This is a genomic window from Bradyrhizobium sp. SZCCHNRI3052 (genome assembly GCF_032484895.1).
Lineage (GTDB): Bacteria > Pseudomonadota > Alphaproteobacteria > Rhizobiales > Xanthobacteraceae > Bradyrhizobium.
The window spans coordinates 727,465-750,503 of the sequence record NZ_JAUETW010000002.1 but is presented as its reverse complement, the minus strand read 5'-3'; the positions used below and the strand labels follow the sequence as shown (position 1 = coordinate 750,503).

21 protein-coding genes are annotated in these 23,039 nt (G+C 65.4%); 9 read left to right on the top strand and 12 right to left on the bottom strand.

Features of this window, described 5'->3' with window-relative positions; genetic code table 11:
* Positions 1-8: 8 nt before the first annotated feature.
* Both QW887_RS08625 and QW887_RS08620 read left to right on the top strand, forming a co-directional pair.
* Positions 9-1,184 carry a zinc-dependent alcohol dehydrogenase gene (locus QW887_RS08625; protein WP_315717322.1) on the top strand — a complete coding sequence of 392 codons (1,176 nt, stop codon included), beginning with the start codon at positions 9-11 and terminating at the stop codon, positions 1,182-1,184.
* A 13-nt stretch (positions 1,185-1,197) separates the two neighbouring features.
* Positions 1,198-1,737, top strand: coding sequence for a hypothetical protein (locus tag QW887_RS08620; RefSeq protein ID WP_315717323.1), 540 nt, complete (start codon positions 1,198-1,200; stop codon positions 1,735-1,737).
* Positions 1,738-1,763: 26 nt separating this feature from the next.
* Here the strand turns inward: QW887_RS08620 and QW887_RS08615 are convergent, their stop codons facing one another.
* On the bottom strand, positions 1,764-2,594 hold the full coding sequence (locus QW887_RS08615; protein WP_315717324.1) for a hypothetical protein: 831 nt from the start codon (positions 2,592-2,594) through the stop codon (positions 1,764-1,766).
* A 367-nt stretch (positions 2,595-2,961) separates the two neighbouring features.
* On the opposite strand from QW887_RS08615, the gene pgm reads away from it, so the two are divergent.
* The 4 genes from pgm to QW887_RS08595 all read left to right on the top strand — a co-directional run bounded on the left by pgm (position 2,962) and on the right by QW887_RS08595 (position 8,253).
* Positions 2,962-4,602 (top strand): phosphoglucomutase (alpha-D-glucose-1,6-bisphosphate-dependent), encoded by a 1,641-nt coding sequence (gene pgm / locus QW887_RS08610; protein ID WP_315717325.1) that lies wholly within the window; start codon positions 2,962-2,964, stop codon positions 4,600-4,602.
* Positions 4,603-4,819: 217 nt separating this feature from the next.
* Entirely contained in the window at positions 4,820-6,055 is a 1,236-nt protein-coding gene (locus QW887_RS08605) for a lytic murein transglycosylase (protein WP_315717372.1), read from the top strand.
* 438 nt (positions 6,056-6,493) lie between these two features.
* Positions 6,494-6,997, top strand: a complete 504-nt coding sequence (locus QW887_RS08600; protein ID WP_315717326.1) for a DUF1993 domain-containing protein — start codon at positions 6,494-6,496, stop codon at positions 6,995-6,997.
* Positions 6,998-7,155: 158 nt separating this feature from the next.
* Complete coding sequence (locus QW887_RS08595; protein WP_315717327.1) at positions 7,156-8,253, top strand: alkene reductase; 1,098 nt, start codon at positions 7,156-7,158, stop codon at positions 8,251-8,253.
* 174 nt (positions 8,254-8,427) lie between these two features.
* Here the strand turns inward: QW887_RS08595 and QW887_RS08590 are convergent, their stop codons facing one another.
* Together QW887_RS08590 and QW887_RS08585 are read right to left on the bottom strand one after the other, a co-directional pair.
* Positions 8,428-8,844 (bottom strand): hypothetical protein, encoded by a 417-nt coding sequence (locus QW887_RS08590; protein WP_315717373.1) that lies wholly within the window; start codon positions 8,842-8,844, stop codon positions 8,428-8,430.
* Between the two features lie 516 nt (positions 8,845-9,360).
* The gene (locus QW887_RS08585; protein ID WP_315717328.1) at positions 9,361-11,733 is read right to left on the bottom strand and encodes a TonB-dependent receptor; all 2,373 of its coding nucleotides are present in this window, start codon (positions 11,731-11,733) and stop codon (positions 9,361-9,363) included.
* 312 nt (positions 11,734-12,045) lie between these two features.
* Here QW887_RS08585 and QW887_RS08580 point away from each other — a divergent pair, with 312 nt between their 5' ends.
* Positions 12,046-12,681 (top strand): response regulator transcription factor, encoded by a 636-nt coding sequence (locus QW887_RS08580; protein ID WP_316175830.1) that lies wholly within the window; start codon positions 12,046-12,048, stop codon positions 12,679-12,681.
* Between the two features lie 126 nt (positions 12,682-12,807).
* On the opposite strand, the gene QW887_RS08575 is transcribed toward QW887_RS08580, so the two are convergent.
* Positions 12,808-13,164 (bottom strand): EF-hand domain-containing protein, encoded by a 357-nt coding sequence (locus QW887_RS08575; RefSeq protein WP_316171621.1) that lies wholly within the window; start codon positions 13,162-13,164, stop codon positions 12,808-12,810.
* A 957-nt stretch (positions 13,165-14,121) separates the two neighbouring features.
* Here QW887_RS08575 and QW887_RS08570 point away from each other — a divergent pair.
* Positions 14,122-14,964, top strand: a complete 843-nt coding sequence (locus QW887_RS08570; protein WP_315717330.1) for a hypothetical protein — start codon at positions 14,122-14,124, stop codon at positions 14,962-14,964.
* 49 nt (positions 14,965-15,013) lie between these two features.
* Positions 15,014-15,355, top strand: coding sequence for a hypothetical protein (locus tag QW887_RS08565; protein ID WP_315717331.1), 342 nt, complete (start codon positions 15,014-15,016; stop codon positions 15,353-15,355).
* Positions 15,356-15,398: 43 nt separating this feature from the next.
* Here the strand turns inward: QW887_RS08565 and QW887_RS08560 are convergent, their stop codons facing one another.
* The 8 genes from QW887_RS08560 to QW887_RS08525 all read right to left on the bottom strand — a co-directional run bounded on the left by QW887_RS08560 (position 15,399) and on the right by QW887_RS08525 (position 23,034).
* Positions 15,399-16,319: a TonB family protein gene (locus QW887_RS08560; RefSeq protein WP_316194379.1), complete on the bottom strand. Its 921-nt coding sequence runs from the start codon at positions 16,317-16,319 to the stop codon at positions 15,399-15,401.
* Positions 16,316-16,741 carry a TonB system transport protein ExbD gene (exbD, locus tag QW887_RS08555; RefSeq protein ID WP_316194378.1) on the bottom strand — a complete coding sequence of 142 codons (426 nt, stop codon included), beginning with the start codon at positions 16,739-16,741 and terminating at the stop codon, positions 16,316-16,318. The genes QW887_RS08560 and exbD overlap by 4 nt, the downstream gene beginning before the upstream one ends.
* A 3-nt stretch (positions 16,742-16,744) precedes the next feature.
* The gene (gene exbB, locus QW887_RS08550; RefSeq protein WP_316194377.1) at positions 16,745-17,521 is read right to left on the bottom strand and encodes a tonB-system energizer ExbB; all 777 of its coding nucleotides are present in this window, start codon (positions 17,519-17,521) and stop codon (positions 16,745-16,747) included.
* A 335-nt stretch (positions 17,522-17,856) separates the two neighbouring features.
* Positions 17,857-19,599, bottom strand: coding sequence for an ABC transporter substrate-binding protein (locus QW887_RS08545; RefSeq protein ID WP_315717375.1), 1,743 nt, complete (start codon positions 19,597-19,599; stop codon positions 17,857-17,859).
* A 123-nt stretch (positions 19,600-19,722) separates the two neighbouring features.
* The gene (locus QW887_RS08540; RefSeq protein WP_315717336.1) at positions 19,723-20,052 is read right to left on the bottom strand and encodes a DUF2160 domain-containing protein; all 330 of its coding nucleotides are present in this window, start codon (positions 20,050-20,052) and stop codon (positions 19,723-19,725) included.
* 187 nt (positions 20,053-20,239) lie between these two features.
* Positions 20,240-21,046: a carbohydrate ABC transporter permease gene (locus QW887_RS08535; protein ID WP_316193101.1), complete on the bottom strand. Its 807-nt coding sequence runs from the start codon at positions 21,044-21,046 to the stop codon at positions 20,240-20,242.
* Positions 21,046-21,948: a sugar ABC transporter permease gene (locus QW887_RS08530; RefSeq protein ID WP_315717338.1), complete on the bottom strand. Its 903-nt coding sequence runs from the start codon at positions 21,946-21,948 to the stop codon at positions 21,046-21,048. The genes QW887_RS08535 and QW887_RS08530 overlap by 1 nt, the downstream gene beginning before the upstream one ends.
* Before the next feature lie 3 nt (positions 21,949-21,951).
* Complete coding sequence (locus tag QW887_RS08525; protein ID WP_316194376.1) at positions 21,952-23,034, bottom strand: ABC transporter ATP-binding protein; 1,083 nt, start codon at positions 23,032-23,034, stop codon at positions 21,952-21,954.
* Positions 23,035-23,039: the final 5 nt, after the last annotated feature.

The following is a 23,039-nucleotide window of genomic DNA, read 5'->3' as shown; positions in this document are numbered from 1 at the left end:
AGGACCGTATGAAGGCGCTGGTTTGGCATGGCAAAGAGGACATTCGCTGCAACACCGTCAGCGATCCCGAGATCGAGCATGACCGGGATGCCATCATCAAGGTGACGAGCTGCGCGATCTGCGGCTCCGACCTGCATCTGTTCCACAACTACATCCCGGCGATGATGCCCGGCGATATCATGGGCCACGAGACCATGGGCGAGGTCGTCGAGGTCGGTTCCGGCGTCAACGGCAAGCTCAAGAAGGGCGACCGCATCGTCGTTCCCTTCACCATCATCTGCGGCGAATGCGAGCAGTGCCGGCGCGGCAATTTCTCGGTTTGTGAGACCACCAACCGCAACAAGCATCTCGCCGAGAAGGTGTTCGGACACACCACCGCGGGCCTGTTCGGCTACACGCATCTCACCGGCGGCTATCCGGGAGGCCAGGCCGAATACCTGCGCGTGCCGTTCGCCGACGCCACGCACATCAAGGTTCCCGACGGCATGACGGACGAGCAGGCGCTGTTTCTCAGCGACATCTTCCCGACCGGATGGCAGGCAGCCGCGCAATGCGACATCGAGCCGGACGATACGGTCGCTGTGTGGGGCTGCGGCCCGGTGGGACAGATGGCGATCCGCAGCGCCATCCTGCTCGGCGCCTCCCAGGTGATTGCGATCGACCGCATTCCGGAGCGGCTGGCGATGGCCGAGGCCGGCGGCACCATCCCCATCAATTTCGACAAGGAGAGCGTGGTCGGGCGGCTGAACGAGCTGACCGACAACAAGGGCCCGGAGAAGTGCATCGATTGCGTCGGCTTCGAGAGCCACGTCACCCTTGCGCAGCCCGACAGCGTGATCGATCGCGCCAAGCAGATGTTCATGCTCGAGAACGACCGGCCGCACGTGCTGCGCGAGATCATCTATGTCTGCCGTCCCGGCGGCATCGTCTCGATCCCCGGCGTCTACAGCGGGCTGTCCGACATGGTGCCAATGGGCGCGCTGATGAACAAGGGCCTGACGATCCGCACCGGCCAGACCCACGTCAACCGCTGGACGGACGACCTCGTGCAGCGCATCGAGGATGGCCAGATCGACCCGTCCTTCGTCATCACCCACACCGTGCCGCTCGCGCAGGGACCTGAGATGTACCGCGCCTTCCGCGACAAGCAGGACAGCTGCGTCAAGGTCGTGCTGAAGCCATAAGGGATCGCATCGCATGTTTCATTTCTCGAATCTCGTGAGATCCAAGGGCGACCCCAAGATCATCTCGACCGGCCCCAGCTCGCTGACGCCGGCCGATCGTCTGGCCCGCGGGCTCGGCTGGTTCAGCATCGTGCTCGGCACGCTGGAGCTGCTGGCGCCGCACCGCGTCACGCATGCGCTCGGCATGGAGGGCCGCGAGGGACTGGTGCGGGCCTATGGCGTGCGCGAGCTGTTCGCCGGCGTGCTCACGCTGTCGGTGGAGAAGCGGGCCGGCCTGCTGAGCCGCGTCGCCGGCGACGGGCTGGACATGCTGACGCTGGCCGGTGAGCTCAGGCCGAGCAATCCGCGCGCGGGCAGCGTGCTGGCGGCGCTGGTCATGGTCGGAGGCATCACGGCGCTGGACTACATGTGCGCCCAGGACGTCAAGAGGCAGCACGATCCGCGGCGCGGCCGCAAGCGCCTCTATAGCGACCGCAGCGGCTTTCCCAGGGGAATCGCGGCCGTGAAGGGCGCGGCGCTGCCGCGGCCGTCGCGCAGCACCGCCGCGACCTAGCCGGCCTGTGACAAAGCGTCCTGAAGCTACGGCTTCAGGACGACAGAGAACAGGCGAAAGCCCGCGACCTTCGGAAACGCCTCCGCGGCCTCCGGCGAGACCAGGGCCACCACGGCCGCGCTCACCTCGCCATTGTTCAACCGGGTGATCGCGGTGGCCTGCCCTTCCAGCAGCAGCACCTCCGTCGCACCGGCCGCATTCATGGCCGCGGTGATCTTCGCGTTGGACTTGGCGTAGCGCTCGTCGATCGCGATCACCTTGCCGCTGAGATCGCCCAATCCGCGCACGGTGGGACGCGCCAGCAGCACCGCGACGAGATGACTGTCGGCGGGCCCCTCTGGGACACGCAGCGCGGTCATCCGCTCGGCCAGCTCGGCCGCCACCGTCACCGCAGCCACCATGACGTCGCTCTGGACCTTGGCCGGATTCGGCATATCCGTCGTGACGGAGGGGGTCTTGATCACCGGCGCGGGCGGGCCGTCAGCCGGCGCGACCGGATCGGGCCGCGGCGTGCGCGCCGGCGCCGCGAGCGGCTTTTCGATCGGCTTGTCAATCGCCTTTTCAATCGGCTTTTCAATCGTCTTGGCGGTGGCGATTGGCGACTTGACCCGGCGCTTTGCGGCGCGGGCGTGCTTGTGCTGCAGAGTCGCGCGGCGCGCGACCGCGGCTGCAGGCTTGTGGATCGTGTCGGCAGGCTCCAATGATTGCGGCGACTGGTCGGCGACGGGACCGTCCACGCAGGGCCTTCCGCTCAGATCGACGCAAGGCGAGGCCACCTGCGGCGTCACCTGGTGGCTGCAGCCGGCCAGGGCCAAGGTTGAAACGACGGCCAACGCGCCGAGACAAAGCGCTCTCACTTTTCCGCTCCTGACGACTCTCCCGCGCACGAGACGCGCCTCTGCTCCGGCCTGCTATTTCAACGGCCATCCGTTAAACTCAGGCTTAAGCGCCGGTCCCGGCACGCGGACTCAGTGAGGCGTGGTTAATGTCGCGCGCACAAGGCGGCGACATTGGCCGGCCTCGGCCGCGAGAATCCGGCATTCCCTCAGCGGATATCAAATAGACTTCACGCCGCCGCGGGGGGCGTGCACGAATTCCGTTGATCGGATCACCGCGCGCCGCCATGTTGCGGCAGGTTCGTCGCGACGCCCCGCGTTCCCTGCGCCCGCCGCGGCGGAACGAAGCGCCGCCGCAGATGTTTCTCGAACTTGCGAAGGATGCTCCATGGCCAAGACAGACCCCGCAGCCGGCAAGCCGATCGCCAATGCCGCGCTCGCCAACATTCCGCGGCTGATCACGGCCTATTATGCGCTGAAGCCCGACCCGCACGAGCCGACCCAGCGCGTCGCTTTCGGCACGTCGGGGCATCGCGGCTCGTCGTTGAAGACCGGCTTCAACGAGAACCACATTCTCGCCACCAGCCAGGCGCTCTGCGACTACCGCCGCCAGCAGGGCCTCGACGGCCCCCTCTTCGTCGGCATCGACACCCACGCGCTGGCCGAGCCGGCGCTTGCCAGCGCGCTCGAAGTGTTCGGCGCCAATGGCGTCGAGGTGATGGTCGACAAGGACGGCGGCTACACGCCGACGCCGGTGATCTCGCACGCCATCATCTCCTACAACAAGGGCCGCACGGCGCATCTCGCCGACGGCGTCGTCATCACGCCGTCGCACAATCCGCCGGAGGATGGCGGCTACAAATACAATCCGCCGCATGGCGGCCCCGCCGACACCGACGCGACGGCCGAGATCGAGCGGCAGGCCAATGTGTATCTGGCCAACGACCTCGATGGCGTATCGCGCATCAGCTACAGCCAGGCCAAGCAGCGCGGCTCGTTGCACGCTTACGACTACATCACGCCCTACGTCGCCGATCTCGCCAACACCGTCGATCTCGACGCCGTCAAGGCGGCCGGGATCAAGATCGGCATCGATCCGCTCGGCGGCGCGGCGATCGCCTACTGGGCGCCGATCATCGAGCGCTACGGTCTCAACGCTGAAATCGTCAACGACGTCGTCGATCCCACCTTCCGCTTCATGACCGCGGACTGGGACGGCAAGATCCGCATGGACTGCTCCTCGCCCTACGCGATGGCGAGCCTGATCGGCATGCGCGAGCGCTTCGACGTCGCGTTTGCCAACGACACCGACGCCGACCGCCATGGTATCGTCACCCGCTCGGGCGGGCTGATGAATCCCAACCACTATCTGGCGACGGCGATCTCCTACCTGTTCGCTCACCGGCCCGGTTGGCGAAGCGATGCCGCGATCGGCAAGACCATCGTGTCGAGCTCGATGATCGACCGCGTCGCGCGCAAGCTCGGCCGCAAGCTCGTCGAAACCCCCGTCGGCTTCAAATGGTTCGTCGAGGGCCTCGGCTCCGGCAGCTTCGGCTTCGCCGGCGAGGAGAGCGCAGGCGCCTCGTTCCTGAAGCGCGACGGCACGGTGTGGACCACCGACAAGGACGGCCTGATCCTCGGGCTGCTCGCGGCCGAGATCATGGCCAGGCGCGGCCGTGACCCGAGCGAGCTCTACAAGGAGCTGACGGCCGAGCTCGGCGCGCCGGTCTATGAGCGCATCGACGTGCCGGCGAGCCCGCCGGCAAAGGCGGCGCTGAAGGCGCTGACGCCGGAAATGCTGAACCTGAAGGAGCTCGCCGGCGATCCCGTTCGCATGGTGCATACGAAGGCTCCGGGCAACGGCCAGTCGTTCGGCGGCATCAAGGTCGAGACCGACTACGGCTGGTTCGCGGCGCGCCCCTCCGGCACCGAGGACGTCAACAAGCTCTATGCCGAGAGTTTTCGCGACGCCGAGCATCTCAAGCGGATCCAGAGCGAGGCCCAGGCGGCGCTGGCGAAGGTGGGATGAAAGGGCGAGTAGCGAATAGGGTTCTTGCCGTTTCCCATTCGCCATTCGCTGTTCGCCCCTGCCCCTTCCCTCCCGCCCCCCGCATCGGATATCGATGGCTGGACAACGACCTGACAGCCATCGGTGAGACCGGATGCGAAGCTCTTCGACTGCCTTGCGCGTCACCTTCAGCGCGCTCGCAACCTCGTTCACGCTGGTTGTCAGCGCCGCGGCGCAAATGGCGCCGGAGGCGGCCGCACCACGTCCGAAGCCGGCGCCATCGATGCGCGCCGCGGCCTGCCATAACGGCCAGAGCTTCGACCGGTTTCTCGCCGAGCTGAAGCAACGCGCCATTGCCGAAGGCGTGTCGCAGCGCGCGATCGCGGCCGCCTCGCCGTACCTCACCTACAACCAGGGCATCGTCAATCGCGACCGCGGCCAGCGGGTGTTCGGCCAACTGTTCACCGAGTTCGCCGGCCGGATGGCCGCGCCCTACCGGATGCAGAACGGCCAGCAGCACATCCGGATGCATGCGGCAGCGTTCGCGCGCGCTGAGAAGGAGTATGGCGTGCCCCCGGCGGTCATCGCCGCGTTCTGGGGCCTGGAGAGCGATTTCGGCGCCAACATGGGCAATTTGCCGGTGCTGCCGTCGCTGGTGTCGCTGGCCTATGATTGCCGCCGCAGCGAGCGCTTCCAGAATGAGACCATCGCCGCGCTGAAGGTCATCGACCGCGGCGATCTCGCGCCGGAGGAGATGATCGGCTCATGGGCCGGCGAGCTCGGTCAGACGCAGTTCCTGCCGACCCACTACGTCACCTATGCCGTCGACTATGACGGCGATGGCCGCCGCGACCTCTTGCGCAGCGCGCCCGACGTGATCGGCTCGACCGCGAACTACATCGCGACCGGACTGAAATGGCGCCGCGGCGAGCCGTGGCTGGAGGAGATCCGCGTGCCCCAGGCGTTTCCGTGGGAGCAGGCCGATCTCACCGTCAAGGCGCCGCGCAGCAAATGGGCCGGCCTCGGCGTGACCTATGCCGACGGCCGACCGCTGCCGAACGATGCGCTCGAAGCCTCGGTGCTGCTGCCGATGGGCCGCAACGGCCCGGCGTTCCTGGCCTATGCCAATTTCGCCGCCTACACCGAGTGGAACAATTCGCTAATCTATTCGACCACCGCGGCCTATCTCGCCACCCGCATCGCCGGCGCGGCGCCGATGCGCAAAGCCAGCGGCCCAGTCGCGCAACTGCCGTTCAACGAGATCAAGGAGCTGCAGCAGCTCCTGGTAAAGGCCGGTTTCGACGTCGGCAAGGTCGACGGCGTGCTCGGCCAGCAGAGCCGCATCGCGGTCAAAACGATGCAGTTGCGGCTCGGGCTGCCGGCCGATTCCTGGCCGACGGCGGAACTGCTCGTACGCATGCGGGGCACGCCGCGGGCGCAGGCGGCGCCGGCTTCAGCGACAGCGACACGGTAGGTGAGCCGACATCATCGCGCGGCGCTCCTCGTCTCTCGATTGCAGATGACTTATTGTCCGACTTCATGCGACCGTGTCGTCCGCTCTTCGCTATTCCAATTTATCACCTTGGAATTGGACGGCCAGATGATCGCTCAGGACAAAAGCGCGAGCAGACGGACAATTGAAGCCCAATTTGGCTTGTAGCGCCGATCTTCATCCTGACCCTGTTCGGCCACCCAGGCTCGTCGTTCTCCACGACCTCGATCCGGCATTTCGGCCACGGCTTGGGGAAATCCTCCAGGGGACGCGTCCACAATCGCCGTGACCTCAGCGTGAACGACTGGAATGCACGGCGACCGCAAAAACCAGAAAGATGCAGTTGCATTCTCTTGGACGCCGCCCCATCTCCGAGGGCGCGCGCTTTCGTCGCGACGTCTCCTGCCAAAAGAGAGCATCATGTCCTTTTACGATTCGACCGTGCCGGCCTACCTCCAGATCCTCGGCAGCCTGTCCGGCCTGCTCAGCAAGGCCGAGGCCCATTGCGAAGCCAAAAAGATCGCCCCCGAGGTGCTGCTCGGCGCACGGCTGTATCCGGACATGCTGCCGCTCTCCAAGCAGATCCAGCTCGCCTGCGACTTCGCCGCCAAGGGCTGCGCGCGGCTTTCCCATAGCGAGGTCCCGAGCACGCCCGACACCGAGACGACGTTCGCCGAGCTTCGCCAGCGGCTTGCCAGAACCATCGATTACCTGAAGACGTTCCAGCCGGCGCAGTTCGAAGGGGCCGATAGCCGCGACGTCACCTTTCCAAGCGGGCCCAACACCACGCTGACCCTGAAGGGGCAGGACTTCGTCAACCGCGTCTCGTTTCCGAACTTCTATTTCCACGCCGCGATCGCCCACGGCATCCTCCGCCACAACGGCGTCGAAATCGGCAAGCGGGACTTCCTGGGCGTCGCCTGATCCCTTTCGTCTATTGCGACAGGCTATCCAACGGATGGCCCGTTGCGGCCGCTCCATCGCGCGGCACGTCTGCGCCGGACGGATACCTCGCGGCATTGCGCTGTTCGCGGCAATGCACAACTGACCACGATCCCCTCCCCTCTCCTGGAAAGATCCCGATGAGTGCATCCAAACTGTTCGCGCCATATCAGCTCGGTCCGGTCACCCTCGCCAATCGCGTCGTGATGGCGCCGTTGACCCGCAACCGCGCGGTGGACGGCCTCGCGCCGGGTCCGCTGACGGCCGAATATTACAGCCAGCGCGCCTCCGCCGGCCTCCTGATCTCCGAGGCCAGCCAGGTCTCGCAGCAGGGCCAGGGCTACCAGGACACGCCTGGCATCTACTCCAAGGAGCAGATCGCCGGCTGGCGCAAGGTGACCGACGCGGTGCATGCCAAGGGCGGGCGCATCTTCATCCAGCTCTGGCATGTCGGCCGTATCTCCCATGTCTCGCTGCAGCCGAATGGCGGTGCGCCGGTCGCGCCCTCGGCGATCGCGGCCAAGACCAAGACCTTCGTCGGCGGCGCGTTCACCGACGTCTCGACGCCACGTGCGCTCGAGCTCGCGGAAATTCCCGGCATCGTCGCGGCGTTCAAGCAGGCAGCGCTGAATGCGATCGAGGCCGGCTTCGACGGCGTCGAGATCCATGGCGCCAACGGCTATCTGCTCGACCAGTTCGCCAAGGACGGCGCCAACAAGCGCACCGACGCCTATGGCGGGTCGATCGAGAACCGCGCAAAGCTGATGCTCGAGGTTGCCAAGGCCGTGTCGGAGGCGATCGGCGCCGACAGGACCGGCATTCGGCTATCTCCGGTGACGCCGGCCAACGACATCTCGGATTCCAATCCGCAGGCGCTGTTCGACTACATCGTCGACCAGCTCGCGGCGCTGAATCTGGTCTACATCCACGTGATCGAGGGGGCGACCGGCGGCCCGCGCGACGTTGCGCCGTTCGACTACGCGTCGCTGCGCAAGCGCTTCAAGGGCACCTACATCGCCAACAACGGCTATGACCTCGCGCTCGCGAACAAACAGCTCGATGCCAACGCGGCCGACCTGATCGCCTTCGGCCGGCCGTTCATCGCCAACCCGGATCTGGTCGAGCGGCTCAAGGTCAGCGCGCCGCTCAACGAGCTCGACCGCGCCACCCTCTATGGCGGCGGCGAGAAGGGCTACACCGACTATCCGACGCTGAAGGCGGCGCAAGCGGCGGAGTAGTCGCCATCACGTAGGGTTGGCACAGCAGCCGCTCGCAGGGCGGCCGCGTGCCCACCATGCCTCCGCGAGAGCGGAGGGAGCGGTGGGCACGGCGCACGAGAGGCCGCGCCTGTCGCAACATCTCGCTTCGCGCCTTTGCCCACCCTGCGCTTCTGCGATCCGGCACATCCCCACCTACATCATGCTGCCGGGCAGGAAGCACCGCACATCGATGCGCAGGCCCGTATTCAGCTCGCGATAATACACGGGCCATACCATCGTCCGGCCGGCGCGATTGGGCTCGGTCACCACGGCCTCCTCCGGAACGACCCACCATTGGCCTTCAATGCGAACACGGTAGCGGCCATCCTTCGTGTCCCAATCCGTGTCCGAGAGCGCGGTGCCATCCGCATCCGAGCAGCACGGCCCCTTGCCCGAACGCAAACTCTCGAACCAGCCCTTGAGCGGAGAATTGGCGTAACGCCCATCGAGATCGCGCGCCGCCGCATCGCCAAGCAGCAGAGAATGCGCCCCCAGACTGCCAGCGAGAAGCACGACAGAGATTGTCGCTCGTATCCAAGGAGGCACGTGGGGCCGGTGAACGGCATCCATCGATGACGCGATGATCGATACAAGGCTTGAAGATCTACGGCTCATGTGCACCACCTCGCTGCTCGATACGATGCGCAATAGCTGGTCGGGTTCTGTGGCGGAAGTTCGTAGTTGGCGGAAGCCGTCAGCAACTAATCGCGATGCTTCGTAAATTCCACAGGCGCACAGCGATCTCGTTCACGAGGTCAGCGGGATAATTGCCCAAAATCCATCGTGAGCAGACTCATCGACGATTCATACCGGTTGCGTAGGGTGAGCAAAGCAGCTGCCCGCAGGGCGGTCACGTGCCCGCCGTGCATCCGCGCAAGCGGAAGGAATGGTGGGCACGGCGCGCGGTGGAGTTGAGCTCGTGACATGCAGTATCGCACACGCGCCTTTGCCCACCCTACGGCAGCGGAGACACGTCACGCTTTTAGTCAAGCAACAAGAAGGCCGGGATTTCTCCCGGCCTTCCTGCCACGGTGGGGGCTGCCGTGGCGCGGCGCGGATGCGCCTATGGTCGTCAGGATGCGAAGCTCAGAACTTCGCCCGGATGCCGGCATAGGCCGCGAGCGGCATCCCCGGAACCATGCTACGCGGATCGTTCAGCGCGAACGCCGTTCCGCCACCGGCGGTGTTGAAGCCGGCGGGGTCGAACACGGTACCTGCCGAGTAATAGCGCTGATTGAACAGGTTCTGGATCAGGCCGAACACCTCGACGTTCTTGGTCACCTGATAAGATGTGTTGACGTTCACGACCCAATAGGCCGGGACCTTCGGGTAGACGTTGGTGTCGTCGTGCAGCAGGTACTGGCTGCCGACATAGTTGACGCTCGCCCCGACCTTCCAGGCGTCGGTCACGGCATATTCTGCGCCGAGCTTCAGGCGGTGCGCCGGAATGCCGGGAATGTGGTTGCCGGAGACGACGCCGACCGGCACCCGCAGGAACGGATCGTTGACGTCGAAGGCGCTGCGGAAGGTGGCGTCGATGAAGGTGTAGTTGGCGTAGGCGGTCCACCGGTTCCAGGCCAGGTCGAGCTTGGCCTCGACACCCTGGCGCAGCGTGGTGCCGGCGTTCTTGAAATAGCCGCGCACCGGGTTGGCCGGGTCGACGACTTGGATGATGTCGTCGGAATTCTCGGTACGAAACAGGCTGAGGCCCCAGCGCAGCCGCCAGCCATCATCGACCGCCGATTTGATCGGGGCCTTGCGGTAGGCCGGCAGATCGGCGGCGTAGGCCGAGCGGCCGCCGGAAATCTCGCCGCGCAGGCCGCCTTCGACGGTGCGCGACACCACCTGCTTGAGCGGCGGATCGGCGATCAGGAAGTTGTCGATCAGGCAGGGATTGGCCGGATCGGAGCAGCCGAGCTCGAGCGGCGTCGGCGCGCGGTTGGCTTCGGAGTATCCGGCATAGGCGGTCATGTCAGGCGTGATCTTGTAGGTCAGGCCGATCACCGGGTTGAAGCGCTGGAAATTGTTGTTGCTGTTCAGCAGCGGCGCGAAGCCGGTCTGGTCGCGCAGGTTGATCTGCGCCCAGTTGAAACGGCCGCCGGCGGTCAAGGCGAGCTGCGAGGTGATGTCGAAGGTGTTGGTCGCGTAGACGCCGAGATAGGTGTTCTTGGCATTCAGGTTGACCGGGGCGAGGCCGGCATTGGGCTGGTCGATGTAGACGCCGAGGCCGGTGACGAACAGGTTGTTGTCGATGGTGCCGAGCTCGGATGTGGCCTGGAAGTTGGTATTGCCGTGATCGACGCTGGCGCCGACGACGAAGTGGTTGTCATGGCCGAAGAGCTGCGTCGTTGAGGTCGCCTGCAGCGAGCCGCCATAGCTGTCGGTCTTGACGGTATTGCGGTCGATCTGGCCGAGCGCCGCATCGGCGGCCAGCGTGTTGGCGGTTGGGCCGTTGCGGTTGATGTCCCACGGGGTCCCCGCGGCGTCCTCAAGGACGAACACGCCGCCCCCGTCCCGCACTTCGGTGCTATTGCCATCGACGCGCGCGGATTTGTAGTTGCGGTAATAGCCGTTGGCCTGGATCGACAGCGTGTCGGTCGGCGTCCACTTTGCGCTCGCCTGCACCATCTGCATCTGCAGATGCAGCGACTGGGGCCAGGTATAGACGCTGGACCAGCGCTGGTTCAGCATCTCGATCGGTGTCGCGGCGACCGAGCCGAGCTTGTTGTCGGCACCGGTGAAGGAGAGATGGAATTCGGTGTTGTCGCCGCGCGCGCCGAAATCGGCATACATGCGCCGGATCTGCGAGGCCGACGAGTAGTCGCGCCAGCCGCGGTCATAGGCGCCTTCCGCCGCGATATAGGCCGAGTAGGTGCCGTTGTTCCAGCCGTATTGAGCGCCCGACTGGATCCGGCCGAACGAGCCGCCGAACAACTGCGCTTCCCCGCCCTGGTAGTTGAAGCCGTTCTTCATCTCGATCGACAGCGCACCGCCGGTGGCGTTGAGGCCGAACAGCGGATTGTTCGGCATCAGGGTCATGCGTGCGATCGCCATTTCCGGGATCAGGTCCCAGTTCACGACGTCGCCGAAGGCCTCATTGATGCGGGTGCCGTTCTGGTAGACGGCGATGCCCTGCGGCGTCCCGAGCACCGGCGAGGCAGTCTGACCGCGATAATTCAAGTCGCGCTGGAACGCGTTCCCGGTCTGGTCGCTGAGGGAGACCCCGGGCACCGATTGCAGGATGCTGTCGAGCAGCGTCGGCGCGCGGCTGTGGTCGAGCTCCCGCGCCCCGATGGTTTCGACATTGGAAGGAATCTTGTCCTTCGCGATCTCGCTGCCCTGAACGGGCGAGACGCCGACCACCTCGATGGTCTGCAGGGTTTGCTGCGCGAACGCAGCCGCAGGCAGCAACGCACAGGTCGCGAGAAGCGCGCTCTTCAGCGCCGACAGTCTGGTCAAGACGTCCCCCAGTTTCTTGTCGACCGGTTCCGGCAACAGCCCACGCCCCTGAGCCTTTACCCGCACCAGAACTGGCCGATTTACCCGTCTACGAACGTTAACATTCGTAAACAGCCCTCCAGTTCGTCGCAACGGGCAATATTCTTCGGCCCCTAGGGACAATCTTCCCGGATCCGGAAAGTGGCGATCGATTCGCCGAGCTATCTCCCAGCCTCGGCCGCACTGTTGCACCCGATCCTGGTTTGCAAGGGAACTCACATGGTAGAGAAAGCATCGGCGCCGTCGGCGCCATAAGGGCAAGACCTTCATCGGATGTATCGCGTTCTGCTCGTCGATGACCACCCGGTCGTGATCACGGCCTGCCGCTGGCTGCTGAACGAAGCCGGTATCCGCGCGCTGTCCGAGGCACACGATGCCGACAGCGGGTACGACGCCTATGTTCGTGACCGGCCGGACGTCGCGATCGTCGATCTGCGCCTGCACGGGCAGGAGCTCGGCGGCATCAATCTGATCGAACGCATGCGGTCGCACGATCCCCGCGCCCGGATCCTGGTCTTCAGCATGCATGCCGATCCGCGCATCGTCCGCTCGGCGATCGACGCCGGCGCCAGCGGCTATCTGCTGAAGGACGCGCCGCCGCACGAGCTGCCCAAGGCGTTGGAGCAGGTTCGAGCCGGCGGCACCTATCTCGATCCGCAGCTCGCCACCCGCATCGCCCTGCTCCGTGCCGACCCGGACGGCATGGCGGCCCCTGCGCTGACCCCGCGCGAGCGCCAGGCCCTTGCGCTGCTGGCCCAGGCGAAATCCTATCAGGCGATCGCCGACCATCTCGGCATCAGCTACAAGACCGTCATCAACCTGACCTACCGGCTGCGTCAGAAGCTCGGGGCCCGCAGCCTGCCCGACCTGGTTCGCCTCGCAGTGGAAATGTCCCGCCCAAGCATGTGAGGGCCAATCGCCTTCCTGCCGGCCCGCCACGAGCATCCGCCTGAAAGACGAGGGCCTGCGACGGTCTCCCGTCACAGGCCCTCGGGCTCATGTCTATGTCGCGTCGGTCCAGTGCGGACCGATGTCTCACTTCAGCAGCTTGGCCACCGACTTCAGCTCTTTCGAATCGAGCGTGCCGTCACCGTCCGGATCGGCCGCCTTGAAGCGGCCTTCCACCAGCGCGAGATACTCGTCCTTGGTCAGCGTGCCGTCATTGTCGGGATCAGCGGCCTTGAGATCCTTGGCCGAAACGCGGCCGCGCAGCTCCTTGGCGTCGAGCGTGCCGTCGTGGTCGCGATCGAGACGATCGAACAGCGCGCCGGCGGCGGTGCGGACCTCGTTCATGTCGGCGGTGCCGTCCTTGTCGGGGTCGATCGAGATCAGCAGCTTGGAACGGGCCGGTGCACTGACAGCGATCGTCGACGTGCCGACGATCGCGGCGATGCCGACGGCAGCGGCGGTCATCATCAGTTTCCAATTCATCGAATTGATCCTTTGTCTCCGCCGTCCGAGGGGCGGCGATGAAGGGCACGAAAACAACGTATGCGAGCGTCGGCGGTTTCACCGGCAACGCGCCACACATCGCTTTGACCTATGGGAGGCCTTGTCATTTCGCAAGTGCAAGAACGCGACGCCCGGGAAATTCCCGCAAGAGCGTCGGGACTAGAACCTCGGTCCGTGCAGAAAATATCTCCCCGGACGGTCACGACGCGGACCGCTATCGTGGTCGAAGACACCTCCTCCTGCCTCGGCGCGGGCATTGGCGACGTGGCGTCCGCGCTTGGCGACATGCCTTGCGGTTCTGGCACCGCTCCCCGATGACGCCTGTCGGACTTGCCCAACCTGATCTCTCTTGCCGGCCTGGGTTTGATTCCACCAGGCTTCCAGCTGATCCCGCAGCGGCTCCTCCGCGAAGGCGCGTCCATCCGGCAGCAGCGTGGACAGAAGCAGTGTGAGCGCCAGTCCAAGCCGCATCGGCCGAGCGGACAAGCGGCGACGATGACCGGGTGTGTGAAGCACGGGCGTGTCCATTCTCTGGCTGATCCGGCGATCAGCAATGCATGCTGCAACACATGTTTTCCTCGCTCTATGACCTCAATGTGTTAGCAGCACGCCACATTCATCACCGCGTTGAGATTCACTCGCGAAATGGCCGCCATATTGTCCCGGTCAAAATGTCCCGTTCGACTTGCCAAAACATCCCTATTCCTCATCGAAACAGCAAGGGCCGGAGCAATTGCGGCATTCGACGACTGATCGTTTCCCGATCGCGTCATCTTTCAGCCGACAGGCCCGCATGTTTTCGCCCAGCCGACTCGTTAGCTCATTAGTTGAAGGGAGCGCGGGGACATGCAGCCGAACGGCATCGCCAGGAGTACAAAAAGACGATCGCGATTGTACATGGCTGCCGGTGCTCTCGTGCTCGCGCCGTTCGGTGCAGCGGCCGAGGAGATCCAGGGCAATGACCCCGCCTCGCCCGGACATTTTCAGGTCGAACAGCGCTTCGGCTATCTGACAACCTTCAATCCGCAACAGAACGGCGGACGCCGCGTGCCGCAGCGTGCGGTCACCGGCGAGACCGAGATCGGCTACTCGCCAACCGAATGGTACGAGATCGCGTTGACCTCGCCCTACGCCTTTGCCCGCACCAATGTGCCGATGGCGCTGGGCAACGTGATGGACAATGGCGTGCCCGGCTATTCATTCCAGTCCGGCGGCGTCACCATTCGCCAGACCTTCATCCAGGGCGACCGGCTCGAGCGCACCGTCTTCCTCGGCCTGGTGTCACGCACCATCCTGGCGCCGCAGGGCGGCCTGACACCGGACCTGTGGGTCGCCAACAAGGCCGGCGCCGGCCAGCCCGGCGCGCCGCGTTTCGTGCAGGAGGCCACGCCGCGGGTGGCGCAGATGTTCACGCCGATCATCGGCGTCAACCTGCCCAACGACTATCAGCTCATCTTCAACGCGAACATGACCTTCGGCATCGACGGCGCCGGCTCGGCCTTCGAGCCCTCGGTGCGCTTCGTCAAGCGCCTCAGCGATCGCTGGACCGTCGGTATCGAGCATTTCTCCAATCTCGGACCGTTCGGCTACATCCTGCCCTGGAATCAGCAGATGCAGACGCTCTACGCAGTCGCCGACACCCGCTTCAAGGGCTTCGAATTCAGCTTCGGCGTCGGCTACGGCCTGACCAACGCCTCGCGCGGCCTTGCCGTCAAGACCAGCATCGGCAAGGATTTCTGACCCCGCGCGCCCTCATCCCATGACCAATCATAAGAAAAGGACACTCGTCATGCGTCGCCTCGTCACCGCCTGCGCGCTTCTCATGCTGGCCGGCTCCGCCGCGTCCGCCGAGGACGGCCCGCGCTTCCTCAACCGCACCGGCCAGACCATCGTGAAAATGTACCTGGCGGCCGCCGGCACCAAAACCTGGGGCGCCGACCAGTGCAAGAACGACGACGAGGGCGAGGTCGACCACAATGAGCGCATGACGCTGGTCGGCGTGAAGTCCGGCCGCTACGACATCAAGCTGTCCGAAAAGGGCGGCCGCACCTGCGTCGCCAAGAACATCGAACTCAAGGAAGGCGCGCAGTTCGTCGTGCGCGATACGGATCTGACCGAGTGCAGCAAATAAGCGGCACGCGGCGGCACCGATATCGCCCTGGATGGCGCCGCGCTCAGCGCGGCCTCAGATGGAGAGGGACCGTGCGCGAGACCTGCGCCTGAGCCATCGCCGGCGGAAAGCGCGGGAACGGCGCGGCGCGTTCGATGATGCCCATCGCCGCGCGGTCCAGCGCCGGCGAGCCCGAGCTTCCAGCGAGCCGCCGCGACAGCAGCCGGCCGTTACGATCGATCACGACGTTCAGCATGACGGTGCCGCTCGCGCCATTGCCGTCGGAGGGATAGGTCGCGGCGCGGCGGATCTGCGCCACCACCTCGGCGTTCCAACTGGCCTGGCCCTCGCGCGCCCCGACGCTGTCCTCGCCGGGATTGGGCGCCGACGCGACACGTGAAGGCCGGGCCGCCGGCGCCGCAGCCGGCTTCGGCGATGCGGGCTTCCTCTCGGCCCTCTCCTTCGTTTCCTTCTTCTCCACCGGCTTGCGCTCGACACGCTCGGGCACGGGAACGGGCTTCGGCTCCGGCGGTTTCGCCTCGATCGGTTTCGGTGGTGGCGGCGGCGGCAAGACGACATCGTCTGCACGCGGCGGCTCGGGCGCGAGGGCGACCTGTGGCGCGGGCTCCGGCGAGGGAACGACATCCGGCACCGGCTCCGGCTCGGAGGGAGCCGGGACAGGCTCAGCGACGGCCTCGCGCGCGACCGGGTCGTCCTTCACCGGCTCATCCTTTGGCGGCTCCACCGGCGGCGGCTCGGACGCCGGCGCATCCTGCGCCGTCGGCGCCGGCTCGCTCACCACCGCCGGGGTGAACACGACGTCGAAGGCCGGCGCCTGGGCACGCCCCTGCGGCGCGGGACGCAGCAGCAGATAGCCGACGGCGAGCCCGACGTGCAGCCCGCCCACCACCAGCGCGGCGATGGTCCACAGCGTCCGCTCCCGGCGCTGCTCGTGTTCGAACGGATCGAGCGTCAGAACGCTCACTGCGCGCCCCGGTCTTCCAGGGCAACGAGCGCGACCTTGGTGTAGCCGGCGCGGCGCAACGTGTTCATCAGCGCCATCACCTCGCCATAGGGCAGCGTCTGATCGGCGCGCAGCAGCACGCGCTGCTCGTGATCGGACTTGGTGGCGGCATCGAGCGAAGCGGCGATGTCGGCCTGCGCCACGCTCTGGTCGCCAACGGCGAGCGAGCGGTCGGCCTTGAAGGTGACGAAGACCGGCGTCTCCGCGCGCGGCTGCGGCTCGGCCGAGATCACCGGCAGGTTGACCGGGACGTCGACCGTGGCGAGCGGTGCCGCCACCATGAAGATGATCAGGAGCACCAGCATGACGTCGATGAACGGCGTCACGTTGATGTCGTGCGTCTCCTCGAACTCGTCGGGGCGCCGGGCAAGCTTGACGGCCATGGCTCACTCCGCCGGATTGGCGATCGACAGCAGCGGCGCGTCGACCGCGCGGATGGCGCTGCGCCGCACCTCTGTGGGCCCCGCGTGCTGCCGGTCGAGATCACGGCTGAGCAGGCGCATCACCGCCACCGATGCATCGGCGATGACGGCGCGATAGCCGCCGGTGGCACGCGCGAACAGGTTGTAGATCACGACCGCGGGAATCGCCGCGGCGAGGCCGAAGGCGGTGGCGAGCAGCGCCTCCGCGATGCCCGGCGCCACCACCGCGAGGTTGGTCGTATGCGCATGCGAGATGCCGATGAAGCTGTTCATGATGCCCCAGACCGTGCCGAACAGGCCGACGAACGGCCCGACCGCGCCGACCGTGGCGAGAATGCCGATGCCGCGGCCGATGCGCGCCACCGCCGCCGCCTCGATCCGCTCGAACTGCCAGGAGACACGCTCCTTGATGCCATCGGCGGGGAGGCCACGCGACTTGTCGATTTCGTTATCGGCGACGGCCAGCAGCCGTCCGACCACACCGTCGTCGGCGGAAATGCGTCCCGTCGCATCCGACAGCGCGCGCGCGGCCATCGCGATGCCGAGCGCGCTGCGCGAGGTGCGCAGCGCCGCGCGGAGCTGGATCGTCTTCACCACCAGAACGGTCCAGGTTGCGACTGAAGCCAGCGCCAGCCCGATCATCACCGACTTCACGACGATGTCGGCCTGCATGAACATGGTCCAGGGCGACAACGCCTCCGGCAGCGTGCTCGCGATATTGGCGATGTGCGCCTGATCCATGGCCGTACTCCCTCGGGGGCCCCGTGGTTGGTGATCACGATCCCGGCGTGGATCGCATGGGGCCATGCCGGATCGTGTCGAGGCCTTGTTGTTTCGCGTCGTTGGGGCAAAGTCACGGCGAAGATCGCGACAATCCCGATCGTCAAAGAGTGCCGCCTGTCCTCACCGGCTTCAAGGCACTTGCTGCGTGGAAGTTGTCCCAGGCGACCCGGGAATAATTCCCGAATGGAACGGGAAGCCCCTCGCCTCTGGGCCAAAAGAAAAGGCCGGGATTGCTCCCGGCCTTCGTGATGGGATCGCCCGGTCGAGCCGGGCGATGACTTCAGAGCGTTGGCTCACTTCGCCTCGGCGCGCTTCGGCGGGGTGGCCGGCCACGACTTGATCAGGGTGTCGTAGTCGATCGTCTCGCCCTTCGGCTTCTCGTTCGCGAGCTTGCGCTGCGGAGCGATGTTGCCGTCCTTGGCCGACTTGTTGAACCAGAACTCGGCCGATTCCTTCTTGTTCAGTTTCGGACCGCACTCGCCCTGGACCTTGGACTTCTCCAGACGCTCGAGGACGGAGTCCTGAGCGGCCGCGAGCGCGTCCATCGCCTGCTGCGGGGTCTTCGCACCGGACGACGCATCGCCGATGTTCTGCCACCACAGCTGCGCCAGCTTCGGATAGTCGGGCACGTTGTTGCCGGTCGGGGTCCACTGCACGCGCGCGGGCGAGCGGTAGAACTCGATCAGGCCGCCGAGCTTCGGCGCACGCTCGGTGAACGACTTGTCCCAGATGTCGGATTCACGGATGAAGGTGAGGCCGACATGGCTCTTCTTCAGCGACACCGTCTTGGAGACGATGAACTGCAGGTACAGCCAGGCGGCCTTGCGGCGATCCGGCGGGGTCGACTTCAAGAGCGTCGCAGAACCGGCGTCCTGGTAGCCGAGCTTCATGCCCTCCTTCCAGTACGCGCCATGCGGCGACGGGGCCATGCGCCACTTCGGCGTGCCGTCCGCATTCACGACCGGCAGGCCGGGCTTCACCATGTCGGCGGTGAAGGCGGTGTACCAGAAGATCTGCTGAGCGACGTTGCCCTGCGCCGGGACCGGACCGGCCTCGGAGAAGGTCATGCCCTGCGCCTGCGGCGGCGCATACTTCTTCATCCAGTCGAGATACTTCGCGATCGAGTAGACGGCCGCCGGGCCGTTGGTGTCACCGCCGCGCTCGATCGACGAGCCGACCGGACGGCAGCCTTCCATGCGGATGCCCCATTCGTCGACCGGCAGGCCGTTCGGGATGCCCTTGTCGCCGTTGCCGGCCATCGACAGCCAGGCGTCGGTGAAGCGCCAGCCGAGCGAGGGATCCTTCTTGCCATAGTCCATGTGGCCATAGACCTTGACGCCGTTGATCTCCTTGATGTCGTTGGTGAAGAACTCGGCGATGTCCTCATAGGCCGACCAGTTCACGGGCACGCCGAGGTCGTAGCCATACTTGGCCTTGAACTTGGCCTTGTAGTCCGGATTGGTGAACCAGTCGTAGCGGAACCAATACAGGTTCGCGAACTGCTGGTCGGGCAGCTGATAGAGCTTGCCGTCCGGCGCGGTCGTGAACGACTTGCCGATGAAGTCGTTGACGTCGAGCATCGGATCGGTGACGTCCTTGCCTTCGCCCTTCATGTAGTCCGACAGCGCGATCGTCTGGCCGTAACGGAAGTGGGTGCCGATCAGGTCGGAGTCGTTGATCCAGCCGTCATAGACGTTCTTGCCGGACTGCATCTGGGTCTGCAGCTTCTCGACGACGTCACCTTCCTGGATAATGTCGTGCTTGAGCTTGATGCCGGTGATTTCGCTGAACGCCTTGGCGAGAGTCTTCGACTCGTATTCGTGAGTCGTGATGGTCTCGGAGACGACGTTGATCTCCATGCCCTTGAAGGGCTCGGCGGCCTTCGCGAACCACTCGAGCTCCTTCTTCTGCTCTTCCTTCGACAGCGTCGAAGGCTGGAATTCGCTGTCGATCCACTTCTGGATCGTGGCGTCGTCCGCACGTGCCGGCACGGACAGCGTCATAGTGGCGGCGAACAGCGCAGCAGCGCTGGTCATCGCGAGATAGCTCGCCTTGGTCAGGTGATGCTTCCTAGGTTTCAAGTGTCGCATGCTTTCCTCCTTGAGCGACAGACGTATCCAGGTCCGGGTTGCCCCCGGATCTGCCCCTTTTCACCTGCGTCAGACGGTGCGGAAGATCGCAACGGCTGATGCAAGCGAAATTGCGGTCGCGAGCCACAGGCTCGAAACCTCAAACCCTTCCTCGCCGATCGGCAAGGTCGCAATCGTGTCGGTGCCGACCAGACCGATCCATACGAGATGAATGACGGCGGCCGAGATCAGCGAGATGAACAGCCGGTCGCCGCGCGTGGTCGGGATGCGCAGCACGCCGACCCGCTCGGCCTCCGGGTAGCGCGCGGCGAGCACGATCATGACGCCGAGCGTGCATGCGAGCGCAGCAAAGAAGATCGCGGTCGGCAAGGTCCATGCCATCCATGCGATGCTGTTCATGGCTATCGGCTCCAGGCGGTAATGGGCCCCCTCCCCCGCTTGCGGGGGAGGGTGGGGGTGGGGGCGCCGCGCGTCGGAGCGCCCGAGAGGAGAGATGCCCCCACCCGTATCGCATCTGACGATGCGATACGGCCTCCCCCGCAAGCGGGGGAGGCGGAACGGAGGCCGTGGCAACAAGCGTGCGTCATCACACCCGTCCCAGCGCGAAGCCGCGCGCGATGTAGTTGCGGACGAACCAGATGACGAGCGCGCCGGGGATGATCGTGAGCACGCCGGCAGCCGCGAGCAGGCCCCAATCCATTCCGGACGCCGAGACCGTGCGCGTCATCACCGCCGAGATCGGCTTGGCGTCGACGGAGGTCAGCGTGCGCGCGAGCAGCAGTTCGACCCAGGAGAACATGAAGCAGAAGAAGGCGGCGACGCCGATGCCGCTCGCGATCAGCGGCACCAGGATCTTCACGAAGAAGCGCGGAAACGAGTAGCCGTCGAGGAACGCCGTCTCGTCGATCTCGCGCGGCACCGACGACACGAAGCCTTCGAGGATCCAGACCGCGAGCGGGATATTGAAGATGCAATGCGCCAGCGCCACCGCCCAGGGCGTATCGAACAGGCCGATCGCCGAATACAGATTGAAGAACGGCAGCGCGTAGACCGCAGCCGGCGCCATGCGGTTCGACAGCAGCCAGAAGAACAGGTGCTTGTCGCCAAGGAAGCGGTACCGCGAGAATGCATAGGCCGCCGGCAGCGCCACGGCAATCGAGATCACCGTGTTGATGATCACGTATTTCAGCGAGTTGATGTAGCCGGAATACCAGCTCTCGTCGGTGAAGATGCGCATGTAGTTGGCCAGCGTCGGCTGATGCGGCCACAAGTTCATCGTGGTGACGATCTCGTTGTTGGTCTTGAAGCTCATGTTGACGAGCCAGTAGATCGGCAACAGCAGGAAGACCAGGAACAGCGAGATGATGATCCGACGGCCCGGAATGGTGTTCATCACGCGCCCCCTTTCACCGGCCGCCGCTCGGCGCCGGCATTGGTCATGATGGTGTAGAACACCCAGCAGACGATCAGGATGATCAGATTGTAGACCAGCGACAGGGCAGCCGCCTTGCCGAGATCGAACTGGCCGAGCGCGATCTTGACGAGCTCGATCGAGATGAAGGTCGTCGAATTGCCCGGCCCGCCGCCTGTGACGACGAACGGCTCGGTGTAGATCATGAAGCTGTCCATGAAGCGCAGCAGCACGGCGATCAGCAGCACGCGATGCATCTTGGGCAGCTGGATCGCGGTGAACACCGCCCAGCGCGAGGCGCCGTCGATCTGCGCAGCCTGGTAATAGGCGTCGGGGATCGACTTCAGGCCGGCATAGCACAGCAGCGCTACCAGGCTGGTCCAGTGCCAGACGTCCATCAAGATGACCGTGAACCAGGCGTCGGCGTCGTTCGAGACGTAATTGTAGTCCAGGCCGATGGCGTTGAGCGTGTAGCCGAGCAGGCCGATGTCGGAGCGGCCGAAGATCTGCCAGATCGTGCCGACCACGTTCCACGGAATCAGCAGCGGCAGCGCCAGCACGACGAGGCAGAACGCCACGGTCCATCCGCCCCGCGGCATCGACAGCGCCACGACGATTCCGAGCGGAACCTCGATGGCCAGGATCGCGAGCGAGAAGATCAGGTTGCGCCCGAGCGAGGCGAGGAAGCGGCCGCCGAGATCGGTCGAGGGATCGAGCAGCTCCTTGAACCAGCCGACGCCATTCCAGAAGAACTGGTTGTTGCCGAACGTGTCCTGCATCGAATAGTTCACCACCGTCATCAGCGGCAGGACAGCGGAGAACGCCACCAGCAGGAACACCGGCAGCACCAGGAACCAGGCCTTGTTGTTGATGGTCTTGTCCATCACTCAGGCTCCCTCGACGAGACGGCTGTCGGCATAGACGTGGACATAGGCTGGATCGAACTTCAGCCCGATCGCCGAGCCCTGCGGCGAGAAGCCGGCCGGCAGGCGCGCGGCGAACTTGACGTCGCCGACGCGAACGCGGGCGAAACGGATGCGGCCGAGATCGTCGACGCGTTCGATATTGGCGTCGAGCAGGCCCGGTCCGGGTTGAGCGACATCGACGAATTCCGGGCGGACGCCGATCTCGATCTTGGCGCCGGCCGGCAGCGCGTCGTAGCTGCGCGACAGCGTCAGGGTGTGGCCATCGATGCGGGCCTCGCGGCCCTTTACCTCGGCGGAGAGGATGTTCATGCCGGGCGAGCCGATGAAATAGCCGACGAAGGTGTGCGCGGGCTTGTCGAACAATTCCGCCGGCGTGCCGCTCTGCACCACGCGGCCGTCGTGCATCACGACGACGGTGTCGGCGAAGGTCAGCGCCTCGGTCTGGTCGTGGGTGACGTAGATCATCGTCAGGTCGAGCTCGCGATGCAGCGCCTTCAGCTTCGAGCGGAGCTGCCATTTCAGCTCGGGATCGATCACGGTCAGCGGCTCGTCGAACAACACGGCGGCGACGTCGGAGCGCACCAGGCCGCGGCCGAGCGAGATCTTCTGCTTGGCGTCGGCGGTGAGCCGTGTCGCCTTGCGATGGAGGTCCGGCGTCAGGTCCAAGAGCCGCGCGATCTCGGCGACGCGCTTGTCGATCTCCGCTTTCGGCACGCCGCGGTTCTTGAGCGGAAAGGCGAGGTTCTCGCCGACCGTCATGGTGTCGTAGATCACCGGAAACTGGAACACCTGCGCGATGTTGCGCTCGCGGGTCGAGGCTTTGGTGATGTCGGTGCCGTCGAACAGGATCTTGCCGTGCGAAGGCGTCAGAATGCCGGAGATCAGGTTGAGCAGCGTGGTCTTGCCGCAGCCGGACGGGCCGAGCAGCGCATAGGCGCCGCCCTGGCGCCAGGTCATCGTCACCGGCTTCAGCGCGTAGCTCTCGATATCGCCGCTGTTGCCGCTGTAGGCGTGGGCGAGATCGACGAGGTCAATGCGGGCCATGCGGC